15 protein-coding genes are annotated in these 12,140 nt (G+C 72.5%); 9 read left to right on the top strand and 6 right to left on the bottom strand.

Annotated elements, in window-relative coordinates; translation table 11 throughout:
- Positions 1-4: 4 nt before the first annotated feature.
- The 3 genes from ACFWEE_RS10050 to ACFWEE_RS10040 form a co-directional block, all read right to left on the bottom strand.
- Positions 5-550 carry a DUF6879 family protein gene (locus ACFWEE_RS10050; protein WP_386888038.1) on the bottom strand — a complete coding sequence of 182 codons (546 nt, stop codon included), beginning with the start codon at positions 548-550 and terminating at the stop codon, positions 5-7.
- Positions 507-785 (bottom strand): hypothetical protein, encoded by a 279-nt coding sequence (locus tag ACFWEE_RS10045; protein ID WP_386888192.1) that lies wholly within the window; start codon positions 783-785, stop codon positions 507-509. The genes ACFWEE_RS10050 and ACFWEE_RS10045 overlap by 44 nt, the downstream gene beginning before the upstream one ends.
- 224 nt (positions 786-1,009) lie before the next feature.
- Positions 1,010-1,771, bottom strand: coding sequence for a DeoR/GlpR family DNA-binding transcription regulator (locus ACFWEE_RS10040; protein ID WP_386888036.1), 762 nt, complete (start codon positions 1,769-1,771; stop codon positions 1,010-1,012).
- 60 nt (positions 1,772-1,831) lie between these two features.
- Here ACFWEE_RS10040 and ACFWEE_RS10035 point away from each other — a divergent pair, with 60 nt between their 5' ends.
- Together ACFWEE_RS10035 and ACFWEE_RS10030 are read left to right on the top strand one after the other, a co-directional pair.
- Positions 1,832-2,227 (top strand): DUF4406 domain-containing protein, encoded by a 396-nt coding sequence (locus ACFWEE_RS10035; protein WP_386888190.1) that lies wholly within the window; start codon positions 1,832-1,834, stop codon positions 2,225-2,227.
- A complete protein-coding gene (locus tag ACFWEE_RS10030; RefSeq protein WP_386888034.1) occupies positions 2,224-2,958 on the top strand; it encodes an NUDIX domain-containing protein in 735 nt (244 codons plus the stop codon). The genes ACFWEE_RS10035 and ACFWEE_RS10030 overlap by 4 nt, the downstream gene beginning before the upstream one ends.
- A gap of 275 nt (positions 2,959-3,233) precedes the next feature.
- Here the strand turns inward: ACFWEE_RS10030 and ACFWEE_RS10025 are convergent, their stop codons facing one another.
- The gene (locus ACFWEE_RS10025; protein ID WP_386888033.1) at positions 3,234-5,306 is read right to left on the bottom strand and encodes a BTAD domain-containing putative transcriptional regulator; all 2,073 of its coding nucleotides are present in this window, start codon (positions 5,304-5,306) and stop codon (positions 3,234-3,236) included.
- Positions 5,307-5,470: 164 nt separating this feature from the next.
- On the opposite strand from ACFWEE_RS10025, the gene ACFWEE_RS10020 reads away from it, so the two are divergent.
- A complete protein-coding gene (locus ACFWEE_RS10020; protein ID WP_386888032.1) occupies positions 5,471-6,352 on the top strand; it encodes an alpha/beta hydrolase in 882 nt (293 codons plus the stop codon).
- Between the two features lie 115 nt (positions 6,353-6,467).
- On the opposite strand, the gene ACFWEE_RS10015 is transcribed toward ACFWEE_RS10020, so the two are convergent.
- Both ACFWEE_RS10015 and ACFWEE_RS10010 read right to left on the bottom strand, forming a co-directional pair.
- Positions 6,468-7,295 (bottom strand): pyrroline-5-carboxylate reductase family protein, encoded by an 828-nt coding sequence (locus ACFWEE_RS10015; protein ID WP_386888031.1) that lies wholly within the window; start codon positions 7,293-7,295, stop codon positions 6,468-6,470.
- 154 nt (positions 7,296-7,449) lie between these two features.
- Positions 7,450-8,409 (bottom strand): DUF389 domain-containing protein, encoded by a 960-nt coding sequence (locus tag ACFWEE_RS10010; RefSeq protein ID WP_386888029.1) that lies wholly within the window; start codon positions 8,407-8,409, stop codon positions 7,450-7,452.
- Positions 8,410-9,005: 596 nt separating this feature from the next.
- Between ACFWEE_RS10010 and rpsJ the strand changes: the two genes are divergently transcribed.
- From rpsJ to rpsS, 6 genes are read left to right on the top strand one after another with little or no spacing between them, the layout of a single operon-like run.
- On the top strand, positions 9,006-9,314 hold the full coding sequence (rpsJ, locus tag ACFWEE_RS10005; protein WP_003948644.1) for a 30S ribosomal protein S10: 309 nt from the start codon (positions 9,006-9,008) through the stop codon (positions 9,312-9,314).
- A gap of 13 nt (positions 9,315-9,327) precedes the next feature.
- The gene (rplC, locus tag ACFWEE_RS10000; protein ID WP_327176191.1) at positions 9,328-9,972 is read left to right on the top strand and encodes a 50S ribosomal protein L3; all 645 of its coding nucleotides are present in this window, start codon (positions 9,328-9,330) and stop codon (positions 9,970-9,972) included.
- Positions 9,973-9,976: 4 nt separating this feature from the next.
- Positions 9,977-10,627: a 50S ribosomal protein L4 gene (gene rplD, locus ACFWEE_RS09995; protein WP_386888028.1), complete on the top strand. Its 651-nt coding sequence runs from the start codon at positions 9,977-9,979 to the stop codon at positions 10,625-10,627.
- A complete protein-coding gene (rplW, locus tag ACFWEE_RS09990; protein WP_386888026.1) occupies positions 10,627-10,950 on the top strand; it encodes a 50S ribosomal protein L23 in 324 nt (107 codons plus the stop codon). Before rplD ends, rplW begins: the two co-directional genes overlap by 1 nt.
- 50 nt (positions 10,951-11,000) lie before the next feature.
- Positions 11,001-11,837, top strand: a complete 837-nt coding sequence (gene rplB / locus ACFWEE_RS09985) for a 50S ribosomal protein L2 (protein WP_386888025.1) — start codon at positions 11,001-11,003, stop codon at positions 11,835-11,837.
- A 12-nt stretch (positions 11,838-11,849) separates the two neighbouring features.
- Positions 11,850-12,131: a 30S ribosomal protein S19 gene (gene rpsS, locus ACFWEE_RS09980; RefSeq protein ID WP_003966956.1), complete on the top strand. Its 282-nt coding sequence runs from the start codon at positions 11,850-11,852 to the stop codon at positions 12,129-12,131.
- Positions 12,132-12,140: the final 9 nt, after the last annotated feature.

The raw sequence follows: 12,140 nt of genomic DNA, 5'->3' as shown, positions 1-12,140 counted from the left end.
GAGCTCAGACGGTGTACTTCTCGTGCGGGATGCCGCGCTCCCACACTGTTTCGAAGGCGGTCGCGCACAGTGCGGTCGCGGCGGGGTCGGTGGTGCGTTCCTTGCCGTCCGTCGCCCAGTCGCCGCTGCCGGTGAAGTGGTGGAACTGCACGAGCCTGCCGTCCAAGAGCCAGAAGTCGTTGCCGGGCAGGGCGATGTCGGATGCAAGGCGGCGGGGCAGCCAGCGCACCTCCTCTCCGGCCCGCAGGTTGAGGGGGGTGATGGCGTGTTCGTAGCGGATGTAGTCCGTGACCGGTTCGGAGACGATCCGCGCTCGCCGCATCACGACTCCGCGAGCAACCGCGTCGACGACAAGCGGCGTCCACTGCGGCCAGAATGAGCGGGCGGGATCCAGGTTCGGGACGCCGGTGCGCAGAAAGGTCTCGAAGTCCTCGTGCTCGTCACCGATCGCGTACACGTCGCGCATTTCCAGGTGCACCGCTGTGCGGCAGGTGTCGGCGAGCAGCTCAGCGAACGTCGCGGTGCTCAGCGTCTGCGCGTTCAGCGGCATCGCACGCCTCCCTCAGAATCGGCACCATGCGGACCGGGATACGGATCACGCGCTCGTGCGTGGGGATACCCCTCTTGTGGCCGGCCACCCACTCGGTGGAGGCAACAAGGCTTTGGAGGAGGTCGTCCGCTTCCTCGCCTTGGAGGACCAGGTCCGCGTTCTCCTCCTCGACCCATACCGTCGGTGAACCCTCCCCGCCGGTGTTCGGGTCGATCCCGATGAACCGTAACGCCATCACGTGCTCCCCACGGATCAGTTGCACAGAGTTGTGCAACGACATTCCCGTGCAGCGGTGTTGGCGTCAAGGACCCTCCCCGGGGCGCCGACGGATCCGGCCGCCGGGCGATGCCGCCCGACTCCCGACGCACCATGCCGTGCGCGTCGGTATCCGGACCCGAGGCGTCCTCGGCCCGCAGCGGGGCTTCCGGCCCGCCCGCTTTCGCCTGACCCGCCCGGCCGTCACCCCGCCGTCAGGATCTCCACCCCGGTCTCCGTCACGAGCCGCTGGACCACCGCGTTGCCGGGACCGGCGTCGGTGATCAGCCCGGTTACCCGTTCCCAGGGGAGGACGCGGTACTGCGAGGCGGTGCCGATCTTCTCGGAGGACGCCAGGACGTACGTGTCCGCGGCCCGCGCCGACAGGGCCCGCTTCATCGCCGCCTCCTCGGCGTCCCCGGTCGTCAGTCCCGCCTCGGGGTGGACGCCGGTGACGCCGAGCAGGCAGAGGTCGGCGGAGACGTTCTGCGCGGCCTCGACCGCCGCCGCGCCGCAGGTGACCGCCGAGTGCTTGAAGACGCTGCCGCCGAGCAGGAAGAGCTCCGCGCGCGGGTGGTCGAGCAGGGCCACCGCGATCGTCGGGCTGTGCGTGATCACGGTGCAGGCGAGATCCGCGGGGAGCGCGCGGGCGACGGCGAGGGCCGTGGTGCCGCCGTCGAGGATGAGCGAGCCGCCCGGCCGTACCAGGCCTGCGGCGACCGAGGCGACCTTCGCCTTGCCCTCCGAAGCCACGCTCCGCCGGGCCTCGTAGTCGACCACCGCGGGGGACACGGGCAACGCGCCGCCGTAGACCCGCTGGCACAGCCCCTGGGCCGCGAGGTCGCGCAGATCGCGCCGGACGCTGTCCTCGGAGATCCCCAGTTCCGCGGCGACGTCCTTGGCGACGATCTTGCCCTCGCGGGCGAGCAGACCGAGCAGATGGGCGTGTCGTTCAGCAGCCAGCATGCACACTCTCTCCTGTTCTTGCACGTTTCTGCATGTAGTGTAGCCGTCATGACCAGCACGATGACCGACAAGCCCATGCTCGTCCTGATAGCGGGCCCGTACCGCTCCGGCACCGGCGGCGACCCGCAGGCCATGGCCGACAACCTCGCCCGTCTCGAAGCCGCCGCCTGGCCGGTCTTCGCCGCCGGGCACGTTCCCGTCATCGGCGAGTGGATCGCCCTGCCCGTACTGCGCTCCGCCGGTGCGGGCCCCACCGACCCGCTGGCGGACGAGGTCCTCTACCCGACCGCCCACCGCCTGCTCGCGCACTGCGACGCCGTACTCCGCCTACCCGGTGAGTCCGCCGGGGCCGACCAGGACGTCGCCACCGCCCGGGGCCGCGGCCTGCCCGTCTACTTCGAGGCGAGCGAGATCCCCCGCCGTACGCCGGGCGAGCAGGAGCAGGGGGCCGCATGACCGCCCGCCCCGGCATCGATACCCCCGACCATCGGGGCCGCAGAGGCCTCGACCGGGCGGGTCGCGGCCTGGACCGCAATCCTGACGTTGTGGTCCAGGCCGTCGAACTCACCTCCCAGGGCTGGCACGTCCTGCGCCGCACCACCTTCGACTACCGCCGCCGCGACGGGCGTTGGGAGACCCAGCAGCGCGAGACGTACGACCGGGGCAACGGCGCCGCCGTCCTGCCGTACGACACGGAGCGCGGCCTCGTCCTGCTCACCCGGCAGTTCCGCTATCCCGCGTACGTCAACGACCACCCGGACGGCATGCTCGTCGAGGCAGCCGCCGGGCTGCTCGACCAGGACGACCCGCTCACCGCCGTCCGGCGCGAGGCGGCCGAAGAGCTCGGTGTCACGCTCGGCCCGCTCACGCACGTCTTCGACGCCTACATGAGCCCCGGTTCCGTCACCGAACGGCTCCACTTCTTCGCCGCCCCGTACACGGCGGCCGGCCGGACCGGAGCCGGTGGCGGAGTGGAAGCGGAAGGGGAGGACATCGAGGTCCTGGAAGTGCCCTTCGCCGAAGCCCTCGCCATGACCCGCGACGGGCGCGTCGCCGACGGCAAGACGATCATGCTGCTGCAATGGGCCGCACTGCACGGGCCGTTCGCCCCCGGGGGACGCGCGCACGGGCCGTTCGCCCCCGGGGCCCCCGCTCGCGGCCCGTTCGCCTCGCAGTGCGGGGTCTGACCGGCCGGTCGTGCCCGGTGGGGGCGGCTCAACGGGGCGTCTGCGTGCGGAAACCGTGTCCCAGCTCGGGGCCGAGCCCGCAGGGCGTGTGTCGCCCTGGTAGTGGCGGAAGTTGTAGATCAACGGACGCCACCCGGCCGGGTCCACGGGCTGCGTACCGGGCAGCACGACCGGCGTACCGAGCCGTCCGCCGCCGAACCGGCCGGGGGCCGGTAGTCCCGGCCCCGGCCGGTGGGAAACCGTCCCGGACCCGTCACGACCGGCCGGGACCGCTCTCACACCCCGCCGGCGTCGGCGGCCTGCCCGGTGGGGGAGCCGTACTCCCCGAGGGCCGCGTCCGCGGCGGCCAGGTGGCGGGCGACCGGGCCGAAGGAGACCAGGCCGCTGCCCGCTCCGGCGTACTCGCCTTCGGCGGCGGCGAGTTCCGCACGGGCGCGGCGCAGGACGGGCAGGTGCCCCACGGACGCGGCGGCACGCGCGAGGACGCACCACAGGGCCTCCTGGAGGAGGTCGTGCGGGGGCCGGGGAACGCGCGTCAGCGCCCGACGGGCCTCATCGGCGGCGCCCGACGCGGCCAGCAGCAGGGGTTCGAGCCAGGGGCGGTACGGGCCCGGGTCCAGGTCCGCGAAGTCACCGGGACCGGGCAGGGCGTCCCCGCGCATGACGGGGACCAGCGCGACGAGCGCCGGGGCTCCCCGGGTGAGGCCGGGCATGCCGCACTCCGCGGTCTCCGCCAGGACGCGCGCGTACCGGTGGCGGGCGGCGGGCCAACCCTCGGTCTCGCAGCCGCGCAGCGCCCGGTACCAGGCGGTGAACACACCCGCGAGCGGCCGTTCGTTGCGGTGCGCGAGCCGGTCGATCTCCTCGGCCTCGCCGTCCGCCTCCACCAGGTCGCCCCGGCCCGCGAGTGCCTGGAGGCGGACGATGCGGCCCAGCACCTCGTGCCCCGGGAGCTGGTGGTCGACGGCCAGCCGGGTCAGTTCGGTGCCGAGGACGTCCCGGCGGGCGGCCGACCCGCAGGCGGCGAAGGACTGCATGAAGGCGCCGTTCAGCGCGAACGCGAGAAGCGCGGGGTCGCCGAGGCCCCGGGCCAGCCGGACGGCCTCCTCGGCGGCGCGCTCGGCACGGAGCCGCCACGGTTCGACGACGGGCGCGGCGCCCGCCCGGGGGAGCGCGGCGTCCGCGGCGGCGTCCCCCCGGGACTCGACCGCCACCACGCACAGCAGCCGGGCGCGCAGGGCGGCAGGCCCCCCGGGCCCGAGCCGGGCGGCGGCGCGGGCAGCGGCCCGGGACAGCTCCCCGGCGCCGTCCGGGTCGTCGGCCCGGGTCCACACCGCGGGTACGTCGTAGGAACCGATGATCCGGGCGGCCAGCTCCGGGTCGCCCGTCGTCTCGGCCGCCGCGACCAGGTCCCGCCGGTGCCGGTGCGCCTCCTCCAGACCGTCGGGGCCGGTGACCGCCAGGTCGCGGAGCAGACCGGCGGTGGCGTGCAGCCGGGCCCTGGCCCGGGCGGGCACCGAGCGGTCCCAGGAGGCCGCCGCCCGGTCCCAGACGCTGTCGGCCGTTCCGGCGGGCTCGGCCGCGGCATCCGCCGGGCCGCCGAGGATGCGTGCTTCCGTCCGGGCCAGGGACCGCCCGATCCCTCCCCGGCCTCCGACGCCGCCCCCGCCCAGGGCGTCACGGGCCTCGGCCAGCGCCCGCAGGGCCTCGCCGCGCCGCCCCGCCCGGTCGAGCGCGGTGGCCAGCAGTACCCAGCCGTCCTCCCGGCCCGGATGAGCGGCGACATGGGCCCGCAGGCCGGCGACCGCGTCACGGGCCGCACCGGTCGCCAGCAGGGCATCGGCCCGCCGCTCGACCGCGTCGAGCCGCAGCGTCTCCAGCCGGGCGCGTTCCGCCGCCGCCCACACGGGCGCCGGGAAATCGGCCAGCACCGCCCCCCGCCAGCACGCGAGCGCCTCGTCCCACAGGGCGACCGCCGCGTGCGGCGGAGCCCCGGCGGCACGGGCGGCGATGTCCTCGAACCGCCAGGCGTCCACCGATCCGCGCTCCGGCCGCAGGGCGTAACCAGGGCCCTCGGTGACCAGCAGACGGGAGGGCTGCCGGGGCGGCCGGCCGGGCTCCAGGGCGCGGCGCAGCGCCGCGACGAACGTACGGACCGCGCCGACCGCGCCCGCCGGGGCCCCGCCCTCCCACAGGTCGGCCACCAGCCGGCCGACCGGCACCACCCGGCCTCGCGCGATCAGCAGCCGGCCGAGCACCTCCCGGTGGCGGGGCGCTCCGAGCGGGAGCGGCGCACCCTCGGCGGACCAGGCGGCCACCGGCCCCAGCAGCCCGAACTCCACACCCACGGCAGGGGTCCTTTCGCACAGGGCGCCCGCGTCGGCGGGCACCGCGTGTCCACTCATCGATCGCTGATCCGGCGCCCACAACCTGGGTGACGTCCCCGGACGGCCCGGCCCACCGAAGCCGGAGGTCCGGATCGTCCACTCTGCCACCCACCACAGGAGTCGCTGTGACAGCCCCGAGCATTCCCGGTTTCACCGAGCACCGCGTGACCGTCGACGACGGAGTCACCCTGAACGCCGCCGTCGGCGGTGCGGGCGCCCCCGTCGTCCTGCTGCACGGTTTCCCGCAAACCCACCTGATGTGGCGGCACGTCGCCGCCGACCTGGCCACCGACCACACCGTCATCTGCCCCGACCTGCGCGGTTACGGCGCCAGCGACAAGCCCGCCGAGACGGGCCCCGACGTCTATGCCAAGCGGACCATGGCCCGCGACGTCGTACGCCTCGCCGCCGGACTCGGTCACGAGCGGTTCGTCCTGGCCGGCCACGACCGCGGCGCCCTGGTCGCCTTCCGGGCCGCGATGGACCACCCGGACGCCGTCGCACGCGCCCTCTTCCTCGACGTCCTGCCGACCCTGGACATGTGGGACGCGCTGCGCGGTGTGAACGGCGCGATCGGCTTCCACCTCTACCTGATGGCCCAGGCCCCCGGCCTGCCCGAGGAGATGATCCAGGGGGCCGCCGACACCTTCTTCGGCTTCTTCCTCGACGCCTGGACCAAGGACCCGGACGCGATCCCCGCCGACGTCCGCGCCCACTACCTGGCCGCCTCCGCGGCGGCCGTGCCCTCCGTCGTCGCCGACTACCGCGCCTCGGCCGGTGTGGACGTGGAACACGACACCGCGGACAAGGAGGCGGGCAACAAGCTGACCATGCCGGTGACCGTCCTCCAGCAGGACTGGGGCGCCGCCCTCGGCTACCACGCCCAGGGCCTGTGGAGCGCCTGGACCGACGATCTGGAGCACCGCACGGTGTCCTGCGGCCACTTCATGGCGGAGGAGGACCCCCGGCTGATCGCCCGGGAGATCCGGGCGCTCGCCGCCCGCTGACCGGGTGCGTCGAAGCCCTCTCCTCCCGCCCGGGGCCGACACCGGCCGGGGCCGACACCGGCCGGGCCGAGACCGGCCGGGCCGAGACCGGCCGGGGCCGAGGAGAGGGCTCCTGTCACCCCTGCCCGGCTGGGCCCAACTCCGGTGCGGACTTCGCCCGTTCGTTCTCCTCCGTGGCCCGGAACGCCGCCTCCCACGCCCCGGCGAGGCCGTCGCGGGCGGCCTCCAGCCCGGCGGCCGTGTTCCCTCCCGGTACGGCGACCCGGTCCACGACCCCGTCCAGCGAGGCGCCCTCGCCGAGCAGGCGGCTCAGCGCGTGCAGGCTCTGTACGGCGAGGGCCTCGGCCAGCTCCCTCGGCAACGGGGCCCCGCGCTCCTCCTGGGCGTCCACCATGGCCCGTACCGCACCGGCCAGCAGGGCCGGGCCGCAGGACGCGAGGTCGGTCGCGGCCCGGCCCTGGCTCTCCTCGATCACGAAGGGCGTGGAGAACGCCCGGATCAGCGCGAGCAGGTCCTCGGTGGCCCCGGCCGACAGGCCCGGGCCGGGGACCAGCAGGGTCGCCCCGGCCCCCTGCTCGTTGCCGACGCTCGGGATCAGCTTGGCCACCGGGCCGGGGACGGCGTCCGCGAGCGTCCGGAGCGGCAGACCGTTGGTGACGGTGACCACCAGGTGCCGGGCGGTGAGCGCGGGCCGCAGGCCGTCCAGAACCTCCGGCAGGTCCGCGTTCCGTACGCACAGCACGATCACGTCGACGTGCCGGGCCAGCTCCGGCAGCGGCAGGACCGTCGCGGTGGGTACGGCCTCCCGGAGGCGTGCCACGCTGGACGCCGACCGACCCGCCGCGAACAGCAGCCCGGGGGCCACCGCCCTGCGGAACCCCGCCGCCAGGGTCAGCCCCATGCGGCCGAGACCCACCACGCCCACTGCCCGGTACTCGCTCATGGTGCTCAGCTTCGCAGACGGCACGGTCGCGGAACCGGGCACCGGAGCGCGGGGACACGGGCGTTCCAGGCGACCTGGGCCCCGGCCGTCCGCCCCGGCCCCGGCCTTCCACCCCGGACCGGGTCTTCCCGCCCCGGCCGCGCCCGTCCGGGCTTCAGCCGTCGGCCCGCTTCGCGCTCCTCGCGGCGGAGCGGCTCAACTGGCCCGCCCAGAGGGCTTTCTGGGTCAACAGGGTGAGGGTGCCGGCGAGCACGATGCCGCCCAGGTTGGCGAGGAGCTGCTGCGAGGAGCCCACCGTCTGCGCGTAGTCGGAGTAGCTGAACGCCACGGCCGCGTTGGCCGCCGCGGGAACCGTGGTCACCGAGATCGTGACCCCGATCAGCGCCGCCGACTTCGCGGAGGTGAGCGACAGGGTGCCGGCGACGCCCGCGAGGAAGGCCACCACGAAGGACATCCAGTCCGGTTGCCAGATGAAGCTGGTGTTCGGCCGCTCACCCTCGACCATCGCCCGGGTGAACAGGCCGCACGCGTCGAGCAGCCACGCGAACCCGGCCGTCAGCACCATCGCCGCCACGAAGCCGCCGACGAGCGCGACCAGTGAACGCGACACCAGCCGCGGCGCCCGCTGCACCAGCGCGGTGGAGACCCCGGCCAGGGGGCCGAACTCGGGTCCGACCGCCATCGCCCCGACGATCAGGATCGCGTTGTCCAGCATCACGCCGACCGCGGCGAGCATGGTGGCGATCGCCAGGAACGCGACGTACGTGATGCTGAAGGTCGACTCCTCGTGGGTGACCTCCGTCAGCTCCTCCCACAGCACGGCGTCCGCGCTGTCCCCGGGCGCCCGTTCCTCGGCCTCGTCGGCCCGGGCGGAGAGGGTCAGCTCCGGATTCTCCACGGTGATGGAGCCCTCGCGGTCGACACCGAGCCTGCGCAGCGCCCCGATGAGCGGGTCGCCCGCCTCCCGGGCCACGTCGCACAGCACCAGGTCACCGGCGGGGGACCGGGCCGCCCCGGGCAGGACCACGAGATGGGTGGTGCCCACGCTCCCCTCCAGCAGCCGCACCACCTCGTCGGTGCGGTCCGCGGGGACGATCAGGCGCAGATGCAGCACGGGGCCACCCTCCCGGTGGTCGGCGTCGGCGCGGGACCGGCTGGTCCGGGGCCGTACGGAGCACCACAGGGTGGCACGGCGGGGGCGGACCCGGACACGCGCCCCGCGCCGCCGTCGTTCCCGCGGGGAAAGGCGGCGGAGAAGGCGGTGGGACAGGGGCCGGAAGGCCCTCCGAAGCGTGCCCGCGTTTGAGCAGTCGCTCGTGGGGGGTAAGATCCTCGGCCGATTGGCCAGGCTCGCTCCCCGTGTGGCACACTGACCAGGTTGCTCGGTTGAGTGTCAATGCTGCGCGCCTCCCGCCGGGAGGACCGGAAGCGAGTCCCACAGTACTCGTCGGCCCTGTATGGGCCGGACGTACGGGAATCTTCCGGGAAGCGTCAGTGGGGCGCCGGCCAGGCACCCGGTGGGCGTTCCGCCCCCGATCTGCTCTTCATTGAGCGCAGCGCGGCTCTTGGGCCCGCACCCCCTTGGTTGGGATCTCCTTCGGGAGATTTTCGTAGAGGGGATGCGACACGCCCGACCGCGTGGGTCGGATGCGGAGGACAGGAGAACCCCCGGGTTCCAGAGCGTTTCGAGAGACAGGACTACTAGTAGCCATGGCGGGACAGAAGATCCGCATCCGGCTCAAGGCCTACGACCACGAGGTCATCGACTCCTCGGCGAAGAAGATCGTCGAGACGGTGACCCGCACTGGTGCGTCGGTCGCGGGCCCGGTGCCGCTGCCCACTGAGAAGAACGTGTACTGCGTCATCAAGTCGCCGCACAAGTACAAGGACTCGCGCGAGCACTTCGAGATGCGCACGCACAAGCGCCTCATCGACATCCTCGACCCCACGCCGAAGACGGTTGACTCGCTGATGCGTCTCGACCTGCCGGCCGGCGTCGACATCGAGATCAAGCTCTGAGGTGACGCGCGAGATGGCTAAGAACATTAAGGGCGTCCTGGGCGAGAAGCTCGGCATGACCCAGGTCTGGGACGAGAACAACCGGGTTGTCCCGGTGACCGTCGTCAAGGCCGGGCCCTGTGTCGTCACCCAGGTCCGCACCAACGACAGCGACGGCTACGAGTCGGTCCAGATCGCCTTCGGCGAGATCGACCCGCGCAAGGTGAACAAGCCCCTCAAGGGCCACTTCGCCAAGGCCGACGTGACCCCGCGCCGCCACCTGGTGGAGCTCCGCACCCCTGACGCCAGCGAGTACACGCTGGGCCAGGAGGTCACTGCCGAGGTGTTCGAGTCCGGCGTCAAGGTTGACGTCACGGGCAAGAGCAAGGGCAAGGGCTTCGCCGGTGTCATGAAGCGTCACAACTTCCGGGGCCTCGGCGCCGGTCACGGCGTGCAGCGCAAGCACCGTTCCCCCGGTTCGATCGGTGGCTGCGCCACCCCTGGGCGTGTCTTCAAGGGCATGCGCATGGCCGGTCGCATGGGTAACGAGCGCGTCACCACCCAGAACCTGACCATCCACGCGGTTGACGCGGAGAAGGGTCTGCTCCTCATCAAGGGCGCGGTCCCCGGTCCGAACGGCGGCCTCGTACTGGTCCGTACCGCGGCCAAGGGGGCTTGAGGTAATGAGCACCATTGACATCCTTTCGCCGGCAGGCGACAAGGCCGGTACCGTCGAGCTCCCCGCGGAGATCTTCGACGCGAAGACCAGCGTTCCGCTGATCCACCAGGTCGTTGTCGCACAGCTGGCCGCTGCCCGTCAGGGCACGCACAAGACCAAGCGTCGCGGCGAAGTCCGTGGTGGTGGCCGCAAGCCGTACCGCCAGAAGGGCACCGGCCGCGCCCGCCAGGGTTCGACCCGCGCGCCGCAGTTCGCCGGCGGTGGCGTCGTCCACGGCCCGCAGCCGCGTGACTACTCGCAGCGCACCCCGAAGAAGATGAAGGCCGCCGCCCTCCGCGGTGCCCTCTCGGACCGGGCGCGTCACTCCCGCATCCACGTCGTCACCGGCGTGGTCGAGGGTGGAGTCTCCACCAAGGCCGCCAAGACGCTGTTCGGCAAGATCTCGGAGCGCCCCAACCTGCTCCTGGTCGTCGACCGCGCCGACGAGGCCGCGTGGCTCTCCGCGCGCAACCTGCCCCAGGTGCACATCCTGGAGCCGGGCCAGCTCAACACGTACGACGTGATCGTCTCTGACGACGTGGTCTTCACCCAGGCCGCTTTCGAGTCCTTCGTGTCTGGCCCCCAGACCGCTGAGACCGAAGGGAGCGACGCCTGATGAGCGAGGCGACCGTTACCAGCAAGACGTACTCGGACCCGCGCGACATCCTCGTGAAGCCGGTTGTGTCCGAGAAGAGCTACGCGCTGCTCGACGAGAACAAGTACACGTTCATCGTCGCGCCGGGCTCCAACAAGACCCAGATCAAGCAGGCCGTCGAGTCGGTCTTCTCGGTCAAGGTCACCGGGGTCAACACGATCAACCGTCAGGGTAAGCGCAAGCGCACCAAGACCGGTTTCGGCAAGCGCGCCAACACCAAGCGCGCCATCGTGACCCTCGCCGAGGGCGACCGTATCGACATCTTCGGCGGCCCGACCTCCTGACGGAGGTAGGGACGTCCAGGATCCGGAATCTTTCCGAGGACTGAGAAAACATGGGTATCCGCAAGTACAAGCCGACGACGCCGGGCCGTCGTGGCTCCAGCGTCGCCGACTTTGTCGAGATCACGCGGTCCACGCCGGAGAAGTCGCTGGTCCGCCCCCTGCACAGCAAGGGCGGCCGTAACAACGCCGGTCGTGTGACCGTTCGCCACCAGGGTGGTGGCCACAAGCGCGCCTACCGCGTGATCGACTTCCGTCGTCACGACAAGGACGGCGTGCCGGCCAAGGTCGCGCACATCGAGTACGACCCCAACCGCACCGCGCGCATCGCGCTCCTGCACTACGCGGACGGCGAGAAGCGATACATCATCGCTCCCCGCGGTCTGAAGCAGGGCGACCGTGTCGAGAACGGCCCGACCGCCGACATCAAGCCCGGCAACAACCTGGCGCTGCGCAACATCCCGGTCGGTACGACCATCCACGCCATCGAGCTGCGGCCCGGCGGCGGCGCGAAGTTCGCCCGCTCCGCGGGTGCCTCCGTGCAGCTGCTGGCGAAGGAGGGCACGATGGCCCACCTTCGTATGCCTTCCGGTGAAATCCGGCTGGTCGACGCCCGCTGCCGCGCCACCATCGGCGAGGTCGGCAACGCCGAGCAGTCGAACATCAACTGGGGCAAGGCCGGCCGCATGCGCTGGAAGGGCGTTCGCCCGACCGTCCGCGGTGTCGCGATGAACCCGGTTGACCACCCGCACGGTGGTGGTGAAGGCAAGACCTCCGGTGGACGTCACCCGGTCTCGCCGTGGGGTCAGAAGGAGGGTCGTACTCGCTCGCCGAAGAAGGCATCGAGCAAGTACATCGTCCGCCGCCGCAAGACGAACAAGAAGCGCTAGGAGCGGGTTTAGATGCCGCGCAGTCTCAAGAAGGGGCCCTTCGTCGACGGACACCTCATCAAGAAGGTGGACGTACAGAACGAGGCAGGCACCAAGAACGTCATCAAGACCTGGTCCCGTCGCTCGATGATCGTCCCGGCCATGCTGGGGCACACCATCGCGGTGCACAACGGCAAGATCCACGTCCCGGTGTTCGTCACCGAGTCGATGGTCGGCCACAAGCTCGGCGAGTTCTCGCCGACTCGCACCTTCCGCGGCCACGTCAAGGACGACCGGAAGTCGAAGCGCCGCTAACGCGGGGTG

This window comes from Streptomyces sp. NPDC060184 (genome assembly GCF_042728795.1).
Lineage (GTDB): Bacteria > Actinomycetota > Actinomycetes > Streptomycetales > Streptomycetaceae > Streptomyces.
This window is presented reverse-complemented; position numbering and strand designations above follow the sequence as displayed.

What these genes read in the sequence shown, in the direction of transcription:
- ACFWEE_RS10050 (WP_386888038.1), bottom strand. Translation starts at nt 550, where the DNA reads ATGCCGCTGAACGCGCAGACGCTGAGCACCGCGACGTTCGCTGAGCTG.
- ACFWEE_RS10040 (WP_386888036.1), bottom strand. Translation starts at nt 1,771, where the DNA reads ATGCTGGCTGCTGAACGACACGCCCATCTGCTCGGTCTGCTCGCCCGC.
- rpsJ (WP_003948644.1), top strand. Translation starts at nt 9,006, where the DNA reads ATGGCGGGACAGAAGATCCGCATCCGGCTCAAGGCCTACGACCACGAG.
- ACFWEE_RS10030 (WP_386888034.1), top strand. Translation starts at nt 2,224, where the DNA reads ATGACCGCCCGCCCCGGCATCGATACCCCCGACCATCGGGGCCGCAGA.
- rplW (WP_386888026.1), top strand. Translation starts at nt 10,627, where the DNA reads ATGAGCGAGGCGACCGTTACCAGCAAGACGTACTCGGACCCGCGCGAC.
- rplD (WP_386888028.1), top strand. Translation starts at nt 9,977, where the DNA reads ATGAGCACCATTGACATCCTTTCGCCGGCAGGCGACAAGGCCGGTACC.
- ACFWEE_RS10015 (WP_386888031.1), bottom strand. Translation starts at nt 7,295, where the DNA reads ATGAGCGAGTACCGGGCAGTGGGCGTGGTGGGTCTCGGCCGCATGGGG.
- rpsS (WP_003966956.1), top strand. Translation starts at nt 11,850, where the DNA reads ATGCCGCGCAGTCTCAAGAAGGGGCCCTTCGTCGACGGACACCTCATC.
- ACFWEE_RS10035 (WP_386888190.1), top strand. Translation starts at nt 1,832, where the DNA reads ATGACCGACAAGCCCATGCTCGTCCTGATAGCGGGCCCGTACCGCTCC.
- ACFWEE_RS10045 (WP_386888192.1), bottom strand. Translation starts at nt 785, where the DNA reads ATGGCGTTACGGTTCATCGGGATCGACCCGAACACCGGCGGGGAGGGT.
- rplC (WP_327176191.1), top strand. Translation starts at nt 9,328, where the DNA reads ATGGCTAAGAACATTAAGGGCGTCCTGGGCGAGAAGCTCGGCATGACC.
- rplB (WP_386888025.1), top strand. Translation starts at nt 11,001, where the DNA reads ATGGGTATCCGCAAGTACAAGCCGACGACGCCGGGCCGTCGTGGCTCC.